Origin of the sequence: Ochrobactrum sp. BTU2 (assembly GCF_024539785.1) — a bacterium.
Lineage (GTDB): Bacteria > Pseudomonadota > Alphaproteobacteria > Rhizobiales > Rhizobiaceae > Brucella > Brucella anthropi.
Map to the genome: position 1 here is coordinate 134,584 of NZ_JAHWRG010000007.1, position 14,502 is coordinate 149,085.

The window sequence follows — 14,502 nt, forward strand, 5'->3', positions numbered from 1 at the left end:
CGATATTTTAATTATATTAATATTTTCTTCAATAGAAACCATTATGTTCCGAGCAATATTATTATTAGTAATTACTAATTTAATTTGTTCTCTGGTCCGGTGGAATATGGAACCGAACGCCCTCCTGTTCAGTTATTGCGGCTAACAAGCCGAAGGTCACAACACGGCTAAAGAGGGGTTTATGGAGATTATCGACAATCCGGATTCTGCGGTGCGTCCGATCACGTCGGCGCCGCCACGTCTGCCGACCCTGGCGGCAATGGCTGTCGCCGTTGCCATTCTCTATTTTGCAAAAGACGTTTTTCTGCCTCTTGCCATAGCGGTGCTGCTGACATTTGCGCTTGCGCCGATTGTCGCCTTTCTGCGCAGGGCCGGGCTTCCACGCCTGTTCGCGGTGATTACAAGTGTGGCCGGCGGCTTTCTGATCGTCGCAGTCTTCAGCGCGGTCGTTGCCTTTCAGGTTTCTGAGGTCGGGCAGAATATTTCAATCTATCAGTACAACATCATCGAGAAGATCAGGACACTCAAGGAAGCGAGCTCAGACAACAGTTTCTTTGACAGGCTCAACCGCTTTGCCGAGCGCATAGGCACGGAAATCAACAGGCCGGAACAGAAAACACAGGCGCTGCCTTCGGATCAGCCGGAGGAAAAGCCGCTGCTCGTCCAGATATTCGCGCCGCGCCATCCGGTTGAAACGCTCCGGAGCATAATCGAACCGCTCGTCGGTCCGCTGGCGACGACAGGTCTCGTCGTGGTTGTGGTGATTTTCATGCTGCTCGAACGGGAGGAGCTGCGGGATCGCTTCATAAGGCTGGTCGGCTATGGCGATCTTCACCGCACGACCGAAGCGTTGCAGGATGCGGGAAAGCGGGTTGGACAATATCTGCTGACGCAGCTTGTGGTGAATATTACCTATGGAGTGCCACTCGCTTTCGGGCTTTGGATTTTGGGTATTCCGAATGCAGCTCTATGGGGAATGCTGGCAATCGTTTTGCGGTTCGTTCCCTATATCGGCCCGGTTATCGCAGCGATCCTGCCGCTGTTCCTTGCCTTTGCAGTTGCACCCGGCTGGAGCCTGCTCCTCTGGACAATCGGGCTCTTCGTCATCATTGAGCTTCTTATAAACAATGTGATCGAGCCTTGGCTCTATGGCTCGCGCACCGGCCTTTCGCCGCTTGCAATCATCGTTTCGGCCATTTTCTGGACTTGGCTCTGGGGCCCGGTCGGGCTGGTCTTGTCGACGCCTCTGACGGTCTGTCTCGTGGTGCTGGGGCGTCATGTGCCGCAATTCGAGTTTCTGGAAATCCTGTTCGGCAACGAGCCTGTACTCGATCCGAAGGAACGTCTCTATCAACGCCTCCTGGCCGGAGACCCGGATGAGGCCACGGATAATGCCGAGGAAATGCTGGAACGGAAATATCTGGTCGAGTTTTACGGTTCGGTCGCGATCCCGGCGCTCCTGATGGCGGAGCGGGACCGTCTGCGCGGTGTTCTGACCGAGCCGCAATTGCAGATCGTTGACGAAAGCACGAAGACGCTGGTGGCCAATCTGGAGCAGATTGCGAGCGAGGAGGAGGGTGACGACGAAGAGATCGCGATTGAGAATCCCGATGGCGATGGCAGCGCATCCGATCTGGAACTTCCCTCCGGCGAAGGCCGGTCGCTGCTGACATTCGGGGGACGGAAGGGGCTCGACGACACGGCTGCGATCATGCTGGCGCAGGTGCTTGCCGTGCAGGGCGCGTCGGCAGAAGCCGTCGTGCATGATGCGCTCAAGCCCGCCAATCTCAGGGCGCTGGATCTTTCCGGCAGGGATACGCTGATAATCTGCTTTCTGGATCAGCAGGCGGCGCGTCACGCCCGCTTTGCCGTACGTCGTCTGCGACGTCTGCGGCCCTCTCTGCGCATTGGCGTGGTGCTGTGGCACGATCCGAGCGAAGCACGATCCGTTGACCGGAAGGCGTTGCGGGAAGAAATGCAGGCGGATTTCGTCGCCTGCACCATGATAGAGGCCGTCGTGGAAGGCCTCTCTGAAATCGAACCGAAGCCCTTGAAGGCGGCAAAGAAAACGATCCGCGCGCGGTCCCGCAAGATGGCCGCTGCAAAACCGGCTTAGATCGCCGCAAACCCCTTTTCGAGGTCTGCAATGAGGTCCGGCACGTCTTCCAGACCAATCTGCAGGCGGATCACCGGGCCCGGATAGTCGCCCTTGGCCACGGTGCGGTCATCGAGGCGGACATGAACTGCGAGGCTTTCATAGCCGCCCCAGGAATAACCGAGGCCGAAAATCTCAAGCGCATCGAGGAAAGCATGGGCTTCCTTCTGCCCGCCGCTGGCGAGCACGATGGAGAAAATGCCGGCAGAACCGGAGAAGTCCCGCTTCCAGATTTCATGACCCGGATGGCTTTCCAGTGCCGGATGCAGAACCCGGTCGACGGCCGGGTGGCTTTCAAGCCAACGGGCGACGTCCAGTGCGCTCTTGCGGTGATGTTCCAGCCGCACGCCCATCGTGCGCATGCCGCGCAGGATCTGGTAGGTGTCGTCAGCCGATGTGCACAGTCCAAGCGTTCCGTGCGTTTCCAGAAGCTGCGGCCAGCATTTTTCATTGGCCGAAATCGTGCCAAACAGAATATCGGAGTGGCCGGACGGATATTTGGTCGAGGCATGGATGGTAATGTCCACGCCGAAATCGAGCGCCTTGAAGTAAAGCGGGGTGGCCCAGGTATTGTCCATCATGACGATGGCGCCGCCCTTGTGCGTTTCTTCAACGATGGCCGGAATATCCTGCATTTCAAACGTGTTCGACGCCGGTGATTCCGTGAACACGACCTTGGTGTTCGGGCGCATCAGCTTTGCAATGCCGGAACCGATCTCCGGATCGTAATATTCGACTTCCACGCCCATGCGCTTCAGGATCGTATCGGCAAAATGACGCGTCGGATTGTAGATCGAATCGACAAACAGCACGTGATCGCCGGGCGAGAGGAAGGCGAGAAGCGGAACGGTAACAGCGGCAAGACCGGACGGGACGCAGACCGTACCTGCCGAACCTTCCAGCGCATCAATGGCAGCGCAAAGCGCATCGCTGGTCGGTGTGCCACGCGTGCCATAAGTGTATTTCTGGCCACCGGTTGCCATCGTCTCTGCATCCGGGAAAAGCACGGTGGAGGCGCGGACAACGGGCGGATTGACGAAGCCATGATAATCGCGCGGCTGATAACCATCGTGAGCCAGCCGTGTGTTTATACCCAGCTTCTCTGTCTTGCCCTGCTGCTTAGTCACGAAAATGCCTCCAGACCATGTTGCATGCTATCCCACTGATTCTCGCCCACCGATTCTCGAACAAGAGGATTCTGCCGGGTCGCATCAAGGTCGGCTGCGGCAAAAAGATCTGCGATTCCGTTTGCGGCGGAAACTTTGAATACTTGGATAGGATGCGCGCGTTCCGGATGCAACCTCGCGTGCAATTTATTGCGTAAGAAGCTTTTGAAAGGGTATTTCTATTATGATGGCGTCAGGCACGGGAAGCATTTTTCTATATCCCTTTCGCGCGGCGCTGGAACTTCTTCGAGCTCTTTTGCGCCCGGCTTACAAGGGGGCGCCATCCTCATGGACGCTTGAAATGACCGCAATTGTGGTGCTTCTGCCGTTCATTATCCTCGTGCTGCATCTGTGGGATGCTGACATCGTTCGCGTCACGGCGCAGAGCACCAACTTTATCATGGAATTCCTGCGTGCGGTTACGGATGCGATTCGCACTATCGTCTGGCTGGCAATCGGCATTGTCGTCTGGCTCGTCACAGCGATACTGCTTTCGCCAAAACTGCGTGATAGTGCCAGACCATGGTTCGTGAAACTCCATAGCTGGGCAACGCTGGTGCTGACGTCGATTGTTGTGGGGAGCATCCCGACTGAAATCGGTAAACTCGCCATCGGTCGGGCGCGCCCGTTCCTGCTCGATGACGTGGGCGCAGCCTATTTCTCACCGTTCAAAGGCCAGTTTCTTTATGAAAGCTTCCCGTCAGGTCACTCTATGATGGCTGGCATCATGATGGTCTCGCTTTGGATATTCCTGCCGCGCTGGCGCGTCCTTACAGCCCCGGCATGTTTTCTCTTCGGGATCAGCAGGCTTGCCGCGGGCGCGCACTATCCGACCGACATCGTAGCCGGTCTGACGATCGGATTCGTGGCGACATGGTGGGTTGCCCGCTATATGGCGACGCGAAATATTATTTTTTCTTTGGATGGTGAAAGCGCGATGCCGCGCGTCTGATTTCTATCAGGAGTTGCTCTCGGCATTGCCCATCTAGGGTGGTAGTCAAATTTAACCAATTGTATTAATTGAGTTATAATGCCGTATTCCAACTGGTTGCGACATGATCTTCTCTGGAGAGGGTTTCTACCCAGAAATCGGGAAATCGTGTAAATTTTCAAATATTTCCCCCTCATCTTTTTTGGAGGCCAGCTCGCCGGGCTGCGTTATTGCCTTGACCAAAGGCAATTTTTCGCCTTCGATAAGACCCGTGAAGGCGGCAGGTTTGTCACTGCGCTCAAAAACAAGAATCGAAGACCGGAAAGCGGTCTCGGGCGAGGGGCAGCCTGCTGTATGGGCATGGGCTTGGGAGGTCACACGGCTTTTCCGACGGGTTTATGCAAAAATAAAGCAACAAGAGACGCTTGAGCCAAGGGTTCAGCGCTCTCCAGGGAACAAAAGGTTGCAGGCCAGATGAAAAAAACTCTTATGACGGGTGTATTGGGTGCGGCGGCGCTGTTTAGCGTAGCTTCGGGAGCATCCGCGGATACGCTTTCCGATGTGAAGGCGAAAGGTTTTCTGCAGTGCGGCGTTAATACGGGTCTTCTCGGCTTTGCTTCGCCCAACGACAAGGGCGAGTGGTCCGGCTTTGACGTAGACTATTGCCGCGCTGTGGCTTCTGCGATTTTCGGCGATCCAACCAAGGTGAAGTTCACGCCGCTGAACGCCAAGGAGCGTTTTACAGCCCTGCAGTCGGGTGAAGTGGACGTCCTGATCCGTAATACGACTTGGACGATCAGCCGCGACACTGCGCTTGGCCTTGATTTTGCTGGCATCAACTACTTTGATGGCCAGGGCTTCATGATCAATTCAAAGAAGCTGTCGGGCATCAATTCCGCATTGCAGCTTTCCGGCGCTTCCATCTGCGTTCAGGCCGGTACGACGACCGAGCTGAACATGGCCGACTATTTCCGCGCCAACAAGATGGAATATAACCCGGTTGTCTTCGAGAAGATCGAAGAAGCCAACGCCGCTTACGATTCCGGTCGTTGCGACGCCTATACGACCGACCAGTCCAGCCTCTACGGGGTTCGTCTGGCGCTTGCCAATCCGGATGATCACGTCATCTTGCCGGAAATCATCTCCAAGGAGCCATTCGGTCTGACCGTTCGTCAGGGCGATTCCAAGTGGGCGGACGTCGTTCGCTGGACCCATAATGCGCTGCTCAACGCTGAGGAATACGGCATTACGCAGGCCAATGTCGAAGAGATGAAGAAGTCCGACAATCCGGATATCAAGCGTCTTCTCGGTGTGGAAGCAGACACGAAGATCGGTACCGATCTCGGTCTCGACAATGACTGGGTGGTGAAGATCGTCAAGGGCGTCGGCAATTACGGTGAAATCTTCGAGCGCAATATCGGCGCCAGCAGCCCGCTCAAGATTGCACGTGGCATCAACGCCCAGTGGAACAAGGGCGGCCTGCAATACGGCGTCCCTGTGCGCTAACGGGCCCTTCTTTCCAGACTGATCATCGGCGGGTGCAGCAGCGCCCGCCGGATTTGTCGGCTCTGCAGTTTGTCCGTTTGCTACTGGCCTCGCATCGTGAGGGCATTTGAACGCTGATAAGCTGCTTTTTGGAATTCAACCGCGTCTTGCAGGCCCGCAAGCTCGAGATGAGCCTGAATTGGGGATGGCAAGACCGAACGGTTCGGCATTCGATGTCTCGATTTCAGGAATTGCTCCGCAGATGCGGTCAGCCTTTCCTGTTTGAGGTCGATGCAGCCAGCCGAGAGACACAGGAAACATATGGCTTCCTATTCTGCAACTGAACGTCGCCAGGACAGCGGCGGAACTTCGCTCCTGTACGATCCGCGGATTCGCGGCATCTTCTATCAGGTCATTGTTTTTGGTGCGGTCATTGGCGCGATCTACTGGATTGTCGGCAACACGATCACCAATCTGCAGCGCGCAAACATTGCGTCCGGTTTCGCCTTCCTCAATGGGCGTGCCGGGTTTGATATCAGCCAGACGCTTATTCAGTACAACAGCGATTCGAACTATGGCCGGGCCTTTCTGGTTGGCCTCGTGAATACGCTTTACGTTGCCGCGCTGGGTGTCATTACGGCATCGATCATCGGGTTTCTGGTTGGTATCGGCCGTCTTTCGCGCAACTGGCTGATCCGCAAGATCTGCACGGTCTATGTGGAGATATTTCGCAATATTCCGCCGCTGCTCGTCATCTTCTTCTGGTATTTCGGCGTTCTGTCGGTCCTGCCGCAGGCCCGCGACAGCTTCGCGCTCCCGCTGGGCACGTACCTGAACAATCGCGGCTTCTTCATGCCATCTCCTATATGGGGTGAGGGGGCGTGGCTTCTGCCGGTAGCGCTTCTCATCGGCATCGTCGCTTCGATCATCGTTGCGCGTTGGGCAAAACGCCGCCAGATGGCAACCGGCCAGTCCTTTCACACAATACGCGTGTCCGCCGCCCTGATTATCGGCCTGCCGATACTGGCGCTGATCGCGACCGGTTTTCCGGTTTCGTTCGACTCGCCGAAGCTCGGAACGTTCAATCTGACCGGCGGCGCACAGATCAAGCCGGAGTTTCTGGCTCTGTTTCTGGCGCTTTCCTTCTATACGGCGTCCTTTATCGCTGAAACGGTTCGCGCCGGCGTTCTGGGCGTCAACAAGGGGCAGACCGAAGCGGCTTATGCAGTCGGGCTTCGTCCCGGCCAGACGATGCGTCTCATCATCGTGCCGCAGGCGCTGCGCATCATCATTCCACCGCTCTCGAGCCAGTATCTCAATCTTATCAAGAACTCGTCGCTCGCCATTGCCATCGGCTATCCCGATCTTGTCGCCGTAGGTGGCACGATCCTCAACCAGACCGGTCAATCGGTCGAAGTCGTGGCGATCTGGATGGTGATCTACCTGGGCATCAGCCTGATTGTGTCCGGCCTGATGAACTGGTTCAATGCCAAGATGGCGCTGGTGGAGAGGTGACAATGGAAAACGCAGATCTCCAATATGTCCGCTCGCAGATGGTGGATGGCGAAGCGCCGCCACGCTCCGTGCAGGGCATTTCGCACTGGTTGCGCGTCAATCTGTTCGCAACGCCTGTCGATGCGGCGCTGACCATTCTCGGCCTGCTGGCCGTGGCGTGGTTCCTCCCGCCAATCATCGAGTGGCTGTTCTTCAAGGCCGTTTGGACGGGTGCGGATCGCACGGCCTGCCTGACTGTCGCGCAGGGCGGCACGCAACCGGAAGGCTGGTCGGGCGCCTGTTGGGCATTCGTGAACGCGAAATACGAGCAGTTCATCTATGGCCGTTATCCGATTTCGGAACGCTGGCGCGTCAATCTGACGGCGCTGATCTTCGTCGTCCTGCTGGTGCCGCTGCTGATTCCGAAGGCCCCGAAGAAGGCTATCAATGCGATCCTGTTCTTCTTCGTGTTCCCGATTGTCGCCTTCTTCCTGCTGGTCGGCGGCTGGTTCGGCCTTCCTTATGTGGAAACGCCGCTTTGGGGTGGGCTTCTGGTCACGCTTGTGCTGTCCTTTGTCGGTATCGCCGTGTCGCTGCCGCTTGGTATCGTGCTCGCGCTCGGACGCCGTTCAAAGCTGCCGGTCATCAAGACCTTCTCGATCATCTTCATCGAAATGGTGCGCGGCGTTCCGCTGGTGACGGTGCTGTTCATGGCCAGCGTCATGCTGCCTTTGTTCCTGCCGCCGGGCGTGACTTTCGACAAGCTCCTGCGTGCGCTCATCGGCGTGGCGCTGTTCGCTTCGGCCTATATGGCGGAAGTGGTGCGCGGTGGTCTTCAGGCTATCCCGCGTGGGCAGTATGAAGGTGCGGATGCGCTGGGTCTCAGCTACTGGCAGAAAACGGGACTGATTGTTCTGCCGCAGGCGCTGAAGCTTGTCATTCCGGGTATCGTCAACACCTTCATCGGTCTGTTCAAGGATACGAGCCTTGTCTACATCATCGGCATGTTCGATCTGTTGGGCATCGTCCGTCAGAACTTTTCCGATGCCAATTGGGCTTCTCCACAGACGCCTGCCACCGGTCTCATCTTTGCGGGCTTCGTTTTCTGGATTTTCTGTTTCGCAATGTCGCGATACTCTATATTCATGGAACGACGGCTCGACACGGGTCATAAACGATAAGAATAAAGGGAATAATGGAAATGAGTGCACAAAACGCCCTCCCGCAATCCGAGCTGGGAATGGATGTTGACCGTTCGAAGATGCAGGTTTCCACAACCGATGTCGCCATCGAAATCACCAATATGCATAAGTGGTATGGTGAGTTTCACGTCCTGCGCGACATCAATCTGAAGGTCATGCGCGGGGAGCGCATCGTTGTTGCCGGACCGTCGGGCTCGGGCAAATCGACCATGATCCGCTGTATCAACCGTCTGGAAGAACACCAGAAGGGCAAGATCGTCGTCGACAATATCGAGCTGACCAACGATCTCAAGAAGATCGATGAAGTGCGCCGCGAAGTCGGCATGGTATTCCAGCACTTCAATCTCTTCCCGCATCTGACCATTCTGGAAAACTGCACGCTTGCGCCGATCTGGGTGCGCAAGATGCCGAAGAAGCAGGCGGAAGAAATCGCCATGCACTATTTGGCCCGCGTGAAGATTCCGGAACAGGCCAACAAATATCCGGGCCAGCTTTCCGGTGGTCAGCAGCAGCGTGTGGCGATTGCTCGTGCACTGTGCATGAACCCGAAAGTCATGCTGTTCGACGAACCGACATCGGCTCTCGATCCGGAAATGGTGAAGGAAGTTCTGGACACGATGGTGAGCCTTGCTGCCGAAGGCATGACCATGATCTGCGTGACGCACGAAATGGGCTTTGCCCGTCAGGTTGCCAACCGCGTGATCTTCATGGATCAGGGCCAGATCGTCGAGCAGAACTCGCCGGACCAGTTCTTCGACAATCCGCAGCACGAACGCACCAAGCTGTTCCTGAGCCAGATTCTGCACTAATCAGATTAGTGGCCTGAAATCGAAACACCCGCCGGTTCGCCGGCGGGTGTTTTTGTTTATTCGTCGTGTGGGCCTTCGCAGAACTGGATGCGATTGCCGAAGGGGTCGATGACCGCCATTACGCGGCCCCACGGCTCATTCTCAATTCCTGGTCGCATGAAGCGGTAACCGCGTGCGTTGACTTCTTTGTGCAATTCCTCAACACCTTGCATGCGCACGAAAATATTGGCGCCCGGACTTCCGTCGCCGTGATGCTCGCTGAGATGCAGGACAAGCGCACCGCGGGAAACCTGCATATAAAGCGGCATTCCCTCGGCAAATCGATGCTCCCAATCCAGATTGAAGCCGAGAAAGCCGAGATAAAATTCACGGGCTTTCTCTATGTCGAAAATGCGAAAGATCGGACAGGTTTGCTCAAACTGGATTGCCATTCTGAAACGCCTTTGCGACTGATTATTCCGTGACACGGGAGAGGGAAGCAGCGACTGATTTTCAATGGGTGGAGAAACTCGCGCCTGAGCAATACAGCGAATTTCATGAGTTTTATAGTAAAGAATGGTGGACGAGCGAGCGGACGCTTGATGACGTCACTAACATGCTGGCCCATTGTGATTTGCTTCTGTTCTGCCTCGACGCAGAAAGCAGGATCGCAGGTTTCGCCCGCGTTCTCACGGACTTCACCTTCAAGGCGATGGTCTTCGATGTGATCGTGTCGGAGAAGCATCGTGGACGAGGTCTCGGACAAGCCCTTGTTGAACGCGTTCTCAACCATGAAAAGTTGAAGCGTGTGAAAAGTTTTGAACTCTACTGCCCGGAACAGCTTGTGCCCTTCTACGAGAAGCTTGGCTTCGTGAAGGGCACATCCTCGTTACTTTTCAACCAGCGTTAGAACACCGATCTGACTGAATCAGGTCGGTGTTCTAAGTATTTGTTTCGTCGCATTTGCCTCACGCAAAACCGCTGCGCACTTTTGCTGGAAATGCTCTAATCTTCGACAAACCGGCGCAGGCGCTGGAGTGCGTCGTCCCACTGGTTGGAAACGGTTGCGAGATAGGCGCGGGCGTCAATCAATGGCGCAGGATGCAGGCGAAACCTGCTCTCCCGTCCGACCTTTTCCCGTTCGACCAGATTTGCCTGTTCCAGCACGGACAGATGCTTGGTTACGGCCTGCCGGGTGATGCTGCCGTTTTGCGACAGCACCACAATCGAACGGCTTTCGCCATCACTAAGGGTTTCGATGAGCGCCAGCCGGGTCGGATCGGCGAGCGCTGCAAAAACCATGGACATGTCCATACCGGTCATCTCTGGCTTATCATACATTTTCGACGTGTCTTTTGATGTTGCCGACCTGTTCCTCCCAGCCGCCCTCGTTCATCCGCAACGCCAGCGGCCGGCGTTCGGCAGGCAACCCATCGAAACCACTTTCGACCACCGTCAGCCGCGTTCCGGTCTCGATCGGTTCCAGTTTGAATTCCACCAGCGTCGGCGGCTCCTTGGAATAGTCGATACTGCGGTCCACCGCATAGGGATGCCAGGTGAAGGCAAAGTAGCTTGGTGCCTTCATTTCCTTGATGAGTGATTCCCAAGGCTCGTGCTCGAAACCGGGATAGGTGATGTGGCCGGTCGAACGGGTGCCGACGATGAACGGCCCGTCGATCTTGACCTGAAACCAGCTCCCAAACTCTTCATGATCGGTGAGGGCGCGCCATACGCGGTCGATCCCTGCATGAATATCGACGGTTTTCGCGATGCGGTCAGTATTGCTTGCAATGGTCATGATATGCATCCTCCGTAATTGGCAACTTAATGGTTGCCAATATAGGGTGCTTGACGAAATACGCAACTAAAAAGTTGCATATTTTATTCGGGTGCGGTCGCCTTGTCGGGAAGCGGGAACAACGTCACGAATTTTTCTGCAAGGGTGCGGTCGCCTATCACCTTGAGAATATTGGCGCTTTCCAGCACTGAAAGGGGCTGTCCGCCATAGATGGCGGCAGCCAGCATACGCGGTGAACTTTCGAAATGGAGATCGTATTTCTGCGCTGTGCCGCGCTCTATCCGAATCCCTTCATCGTTCAGCTGTGCGGTAAAATCTTCTCCGTCCAGACGGAGACCGATCACGGCGCGCATACCGAGAGCCCTGTCATGATCCATCATGGTTCTGAGCGACAGCAGGAATGAAGCGGTCGAAATAGGCAGGTTGGGATCATGCTTTGGTGAACGCGCGGCCCAACGACCCAACGTCTGAAGGATGGGTTCGCTCTCATAGCCCCATTCAGTCAGTTCGTAGACCTGCACCGATGCGGGAGGTGGAAGTTTTGTCTTGCGAAGAATGCCTGCTTCTTCCAGCCCTTCAAGCCTCTGGGTGAGGACATTTGCACTCACACCCGGCAGATCAGCCCGCAGATCGCTGAAGCGTTTGGGACCGAACATCAATTCGCGCATAACCAGGAGCGACCAGCGTTCCCCAATCAAATCAAGGGCATGGGCAGCAGCGCAAGCATCGTCATAACTGCGTTTGGCGGCTGGTTTTTCCGGTTTGGTTATTTTTTCTAACTTCATAGTTGCTAATTATAACTTATATGCCATTATGTACAAGCGAACTTTGAGTTCTTCCGATGCCAATTGCGTGAATTGTTTTACGCCCGGAAGGCTCAAGCATCGATTGCATGCCGGGCCTCAGACTCATGGCTCGATCTTATCGCCGGGGGAGCCGGGCAGGCGATAGATAATCGTAAAATAAAATCAGGCCACTTGGCCTTCCAACGGAGGAAATCTTATGCCGAAAATGATATTCGTGAACCTGCCAGTGAAGAATGTTGCGCAGTCGACCAGCTTCTACGAAGCCATCGGGGCTACTAAGAATCCAATGTTCTCGGACGAAACGGCTTCCGGCATGGTCTTTTCGGATACGATCCACGTGATGATCCTTGACCACGAAAAGTTCAGCCAGTTTACGCCGAAAAAGATCGCAGATGCCAACACGGTCAGCGAAGTGCTGGTCTGTTTGTCCGCGGAAAACAAGGCTGAAGTCGATACCACCGTTGAGAAAGCGGTAAACGCTGGCGGTAAGGCGGATCCGGGTCCGAAACAGGACTATGGATTCATGTATGGACGCAGCTTTGAAGATCTTGACGGCCATATCTGGGAGATAATGTGGATGGATATGGAAGAAGCCAAGAAGGTTATGGGCTGAGGAGGAAACAATGTCAGGTCTGACAATCTGTCTCTGGTTCGACAAGCAGGCCGAAGAAGCGGCGAACCACTATGTCTCGATCTTCCGCGCTTGCGGAAGATCGGCTTCCGTCGATGGCTTCATTCGATTTGAGCATGCACACCAGCCCGAAGGCACGGATGTGGTTGTGGCGAACTTCACGCTCGACGGGCAGGCGATATCCGGCCTCAACGGCGGGCCGACCTTCAAGTTTTCCCCGGCAGTTTCGCTTTTCGTCCAATGCAAGGATCAGGTGGAACTGGATATGTTCTGGGAGAAACTGATGGAGGGCGGCGCGCCGATGGAATGCGGCTGGCTGACGGACAAATATGGCTTCTCGTGGCAGGTCGTGCCGCAGATGTTGCTGGATGTCCTGCAGAACGGCACAGCCGAACAGCGCCAGCGCGTGGCCGATGCCGTGATGAAGATGGTCAAGCTCGACGTTGCGACGCTCGAAGCTGCGCGCGACGCAGCTTAATTCCGCACGGCCGCAATGGCATCATAGCCATAGAGCCAGTCCAGATCCTTCAGGAAACTATCCGGACTGCGCATGGCGAAGAGCGTGTTGCGGCCAAGCGCGAAAATGCCGGTGGCGTGATAGGCGAACCTGTTCAACTGGCCGCGCTTGGCAACCGCAGCGATCCGCTCCTTGCGGACGGTATCGAAGCGCTTCAGTCCTGCTTCATGTTCGCCACTGTCCAGCGCCTCGGCAAGGGCCGCTGCATCCTCGATCGCCATGGCGGCACCTTGCGCAGCAAAAGGTGTGACCGCATGCGAAGCGTCGCCGAGAAAAATCGTCCGGTCAGGCCCGACGAATTGAGCATCTGCCATTTCGAAAAGCGGCCAATAGGTCCACTCATCGGCAGCCGCCAGCACATCGCGAACGGGCGCGCCCCACTCCGCGTAGATGGAGCGCAAGCGCGCCGGATCGCCGGTTCTGGACCAGACTTCGCCGGGGTTTTCGCCCGTCGTGATGGCGACGAAATTGAAGAAACTGCCGCCCTTGACCGGATAGGCGATGAAATGCGCTTGCCTGCCGAGCCATGCTGAAACGGCGTTACTCGTTTTCATGGCGGATAAAAACGATGCGGGGAGGGCATCCGCCGCGAGCGTAGTGCGCCAGGCAATATGGCCGCTGAACCTTGCCTTGCTGAAACCTGCCTTCGAGCGCTCCGCCGACCAGACGCCATCGCAGGCGATCAGATATGCAGCGTCGACAGATTCTTCGGAATTGCCCCGGCGGATAGTGGCTGCAACAGCGCCGTTTTCGACGCGATGATTTGTGATTTCAGCGCCGAGGCTGATGTCGATGCCGGGCTCTTCACGGCAGGCGTCGAGCAAAGCGGATTGCAGATCGGCGCGATGGCAAACGACATAGGGATGGTGCCAGCGCTGAGAAGCCTTGTCGCCAAGCTTCATTTCCATCAGCGGACGCGCTTTGCGCCCATCCATGAGGTAGAGCGCTTCCGGCGTTATGGCTTGTGCAGAAAGACGGCCGGCAACGCCGAGCCGTTCCAGATGACGCATCGCATTGGGTGCAAGTTGCAGGCCAGCACCGACTTCCGAAAGGGTCTCGGCCTTTTCGACAAGCCGGACATTCCAGCCGCGCGCTGCCAGCTCCAATGCTGCCGACAGACCGGCAACTCCGGCCCCGGCAATCAATATGCGCCCTTTGCTCATGTCGATGAGATCATCCGGCATTCAGCCCCGTGAGGCTGCCCAGATCAGGCAGCTTTGTCGGCGGGTGCTTCGTAAACGCAGCCAGCCGGAACGGTTTCGTCGGCATGGAGCTTGGCGTTGTAGCGATAGAGGGTCGAGCAATACGGGCAAACGACTTCACTTTCATCACCCATGTCGAGAAACACGTGCGGATGATCGAAAGGTGGGTTTGCACCGACGCACATGAATTCCTTCACGCCGATTTCGATGGCCGCATGGCCGGCGTCGTTCTGAAAGTGAGGAATAATGTGATCGGACATAATATGCTCCGGTTCTGGTCGATGGGCGGTATGAGCATGATCCTGAACCGGGTCCCGGACAGGATCA

At 56.1% G+C, this 14,502-nt stretch carries 17 protein-coding genes; 9 read left to right on the top strand and 8 right to left on the bottom strand.

The features are described from left to right. Positions 1–181: 181 nt before the first annotated feature. Positions 182–2,116: an AI-2E family transporter gene (locus KWJ32_RS20320; protein WP_256886205.1), complete on the top strand. Its 1,935-nt coding sequence runs from the start codon at positions 182–184 to the stop codon at positions 2,114–2,116. Here KWJ32_RS20320 and KWJ32_RS20325 read toward each other — a convergent pair. Then, positions 2,113–3,282: a cystathionine beta-lyase gene (locus KWJ32_RS20325; RefSeq protein ID WP_151663874.1), complete on the bottom strand. Its 1,170-nt coding sequence runs from the start codon at positions 3,280–3,282 to the stop codon at positions 2,113–2,115. The genes KWJ32_RS20320 and KWJ32_RS20325 overlap by 4 nt on opposite strands. A gap of 223 nt (positions 3,283–3,505) precedes the next feature. On the opposite strand from KWJ32_RS20325, the gene lpxE reads away from it, so the two are divergent. Next, on the top strand, positions 3,506–4,273 hold the full coding sequence (gene lpxE / locus KWJ32_RS20330) for a lipid A 1-phosphatase LpxE (protein WP_029925152.1): 768 nt from the start codon (positions 3,506–3,508) through the stop codon (positions 4,271–4,273). A gap of 126 nt (positions 4,274–4,399) precedes the next feature. On the opposite strand, the gene KWJ32_RS20335 is transcribed toward lpxE, so the two are convergent. Further along, on the bottom strand, positions 4,400–4,630 hold the full coding sequence (locus KWJ32_RS20335; protein ID WP_010661061.1) for a hypothetical protein: 231 nt from the start codon (positions 4,628–4,630) through the stop codon (positions 4,400–4,402). 96 nt (positions 4,631–4,726) lie between these two features. On the opposite strand from KWJ32_RS20335, the gene KWJ32_RS20340 reads away from it, so the two are divergent. The 4 genes from KWJ32_RS20340 to KWJ32_RS20355 all read left to right on the top strand — a co-directional run bounded on the left by KWJ32_RS20340 (position 4,727) and on the right by KWJ32_RS20355 (position 9,242). Further along, positions 4,727–5,758, top strand: a complete 1,032-nt coding sequence (locus tag KWJ32_RS20340) for an amino acid ABC transporter substrate-binding protein (protein WP_010661062.1) — start codon at positions 4,727–4,729, stop codon at positions 5,756–5,758. A gap of 300 nt (positions 5,759–6,058) precedes the next feature. After that, on the top strand, positions 6,059–7,252 hold the full coding sequence (locus tag KWJ32_RS20345; protein ID WP_036580041.1) for an amino acid ABC transporter permease: 1,194 nt from the start codon (positions 6,059–6,061) through the stop codon (positions 7,250–7,252). Between the two features lie 2 nt (positions 7,253–7,254). Further along, positions 7,255–8,412, top strand: coding sequence for an amino acid ABC transporter permease (locus tag KWJ32_RS20350; RefSeq protein WP_010661064.1), 1,158 nt, complete (start codon positions 7,255–7,257; stop codon positions 8,410–8,412). A 20-nt stretch (positions 8,413–8,432) separates the two neighbouring features. Further along, a complete protein-coding gene (locus KWJ32_RS20355) occupies positions 8,433–9,242 on the top strand; it encodes an amino acid ABC transporter ATP-binding protein (RefSeq protein WP_012092357.1) in 810 nt (269 codons plus the stop codon). Between the two features lie 56 nt (positions 9,243–9,298). Here KWJ32_RS20355 and KWJ32_RS20360 read toward each other — a convergent pair whose 3' ends face one another. Next, positions 9,299–9,673 (bottom strand): glyoxalase superfamily protein, encoded by a 375-nt coding sequence (locus KWJ32_RS20360; RefSeq protein WP_029925143.1) that lies wholly within the window; start codon positions 9,671–9,673, stop codon positions 9,299–9,301. 29 nt (positions 9,674–9,702) lie between these two features. Here KWJ32_RS20360 and KWJ32_RS20365 point away from each other — a divergent pair, with 29 nt between their 5' ends. Next, entirely contained in the window at positions 9,703–10,131 is a 429-nt protein-coding gene (locus KWJ32_RS20365; protein ID WP_051917488.1) for a GNAT family N-acetyltransferase, read from the top strand. Between the two features lie 95 nt (positions 10,132–10,226). On the opposite strand, the gene KWJ32_RS20370 is transcribed toward KWJ32_RS20365, so the two are convergent. The 3 genes from KWJ32_RS20370 to KWJ32_RS20380 all read right to left on the bottom strand — a co-directional run bounded on the left by KWJ32_RS20370 (position 10,227) and on the right by KWJ32_RS20380 (position 11,804). Further along, positions 10,227–10,544, bottom strand: coding sequence for a metalloregulator ArsR/SmtB family transcription factor (locus KWJ32_RS20370; RefSeq protein WP_029376230.1), 318 nt, complete (start codon positions 10,542–10,544; stop codon positions 10,227–10,229). Positions 10,545–10,554: 10 nt separating this feature from the next. After that, positions 10,555–11,019, bottom strand: coding sequence for an SRPBCC family protein (locus KWJ32_RS20375; protein WP_040129459.1), 465 nt, complete (start codon positions 11,017–11,019; stop codon positions 10,555–10,557). Between the two features lie 83 nt (positions 11,020–11,102). Then, positions 11,103–11,804 (bottom strand): helix-turn-helix domain-containing protein, encoded by a 702-nt coding sequence (locus KWJ32_RS20380; protein WP_010661070.1) that lies wholly within the window; start codon positions 11,802–11,804, stop codon positions 11,103–11,105. A gap of 217 nt (positions 11,805–12,021) precedes the next feature. Here KWJ32_RS20380 and KWJ32_RS20385 point away from each other — a divergent pair, with 217 nt between their 5' ends. After that, positions 12,022–12,438 carry a VOC family protein gene (locus KWJ32_RS20385; protein ID WP_010661071.1) on the top strand — a complete coding sequence of 139 codons (417 nt, stop codon included), beginning with the start codon at positions 12,022–12,024 and terminating at the stop codon, positions 12,436–12,438. 10 nt (positions 12,439–12,448) lie between these two features. Further along, positions 12,449–12,934: a VOC family protein gene (locus KWJ32_RS20390; protein WP_010661072.1), complete on the top strand. Its 486-nt coding sequence runs from the start codon at positions 12,449–12,451 to the stop codon at positions 12,932–12,934. On the opposite strand, the gene KWJ32_RS20395 is transcribed toward KWJ32_RS20390, so the two are convergent. Both KWJ32_RS20395 and KWJ32_RS20400 read right to left on the bottom strand, forming a co-directional pair. Further along, positions 12,931–14,136 (bottom strand): FAD-binding protein, encoded by a 1,206-nt coding sequence (locus KWJ32_RS20395; protein WP_040130166.1) that lies wholly within the window; start codon positions 14,134–14,136, stop codon positions 12,931–12,933. The two genes, KWJ32_RS20390 and KWJ32_RS20395, sit on opposite strands and share 4 nt — an antisense overlap. 44 nt (positions 14,137–14,180) lie before the next feature. Next, on the bottom strand, positions 14,181–14,435 hold the full coding sequence (locus KWJ32_RS20400) for a zinc-finger domain-containing protein (RefSeq protein WP_010661074.1): 255 nt from the start codon (positions 14,433–14,435) through the stop codon (positions 14,181–14,183). Between the last annotated feature and the right edge of the window lie 67 nt (positions 14,436–14,502).

Coding starts and splice junctions, on each gene's coding strand:
- KWJ32_RS20395 (WP_040130166.1), bottom strand. CDS start 14,136: ATGAGCAAAGGGCGCATATTGATTGCCGGGGCCGGAGTTGCCGGTCTG.
- KWJ32_RS20370 (WP_029376230.1), bottom strand. CDS start 10,544: ATGACCGGTATGGACATGTCCATGGTTTTTGCAGCGCTCGCCGATCCG.
- KWJ32_RS20320 (WP_256886205.1), top strand. CDS start 182: ATGGAGATTATCGACAATCCGGATTCTGCGGTGCGTCCGATCACGTCG.
- KWJ32_RS20390 (WP_010661072.1), top strand. CDS start 12,449: ATGTCAGGTCTGACAATCTGTCTCTGGTTCGACAAGCAGGCCGAAGAA.
- lpxE (WP_029925152.1), top strand. CDS start 3,506: ATGATGGCGTCAGGCACGGGAAGCATTTTTCTATATCCCTTTCGCGCG.
- KWJ32_RS20340 (WP_010661062.1), top strand. CDS start 4,727: ATGAAAAAAACTCTTATGACGGGTGTATTGGGTGCGGCGGCGCTGTTT.
- KWJ32_RS20385 (WP_010661071.1), top strand. CDS start 12,022: ATGCCGAAAATGATATTCGTGAACCTGCCAGTGAAGAATGTTGCGCAG.
- KWJ32_RS20400 (WP_010661074.1), bottom strand. CDS start 14,435: ATGTCCGATCACATTATTCCTCACTTTCAGAACGACGCCGGCCATGCG.
- KWJ32_RS20375 (WP_040129459.1), bottom strand. CDS start 11,019: ATGACCATTGCAAGCAATACTGACCGCATCGCGAAAACCGTCGATATT.
- KWJ32_RS20345 (WP_036580041.1), top strand. CDS start 6,059: ATGGCTTCCTATTCTGCAACTGAACGTCGCCAGGACAGCGGCGGAACT.
- KWJ32_RS20355 (WP_012092357.1), top strand. CDS start 8,433: ATGAGTGCACAAAACGCCCTCCCGCAATCCGAGCTGGGAATGGATGTT.
- KWJ32_RS20380 (WP_010661070.1), bottom strand. CDS start 11,804: ATGAAGTTAGAAAAAATAACCAAACCGGAAAAACCAGCCGCCAAACGC.
- KWJ32_RS20360 (WP_029925143.1), bottom strand. CDS start 9,673: ATGGCAATCCAGTTTGAGCAAACCTGTCCGATCTTTCGCATTTTCGAC.
- KWJ32_RS20350 (WP_010661064.1), top strand. CDS start 7,255: ATGGAAAACGCAGATCTCCAATATGTCCGCTCGCAGATGGTGGATGGC.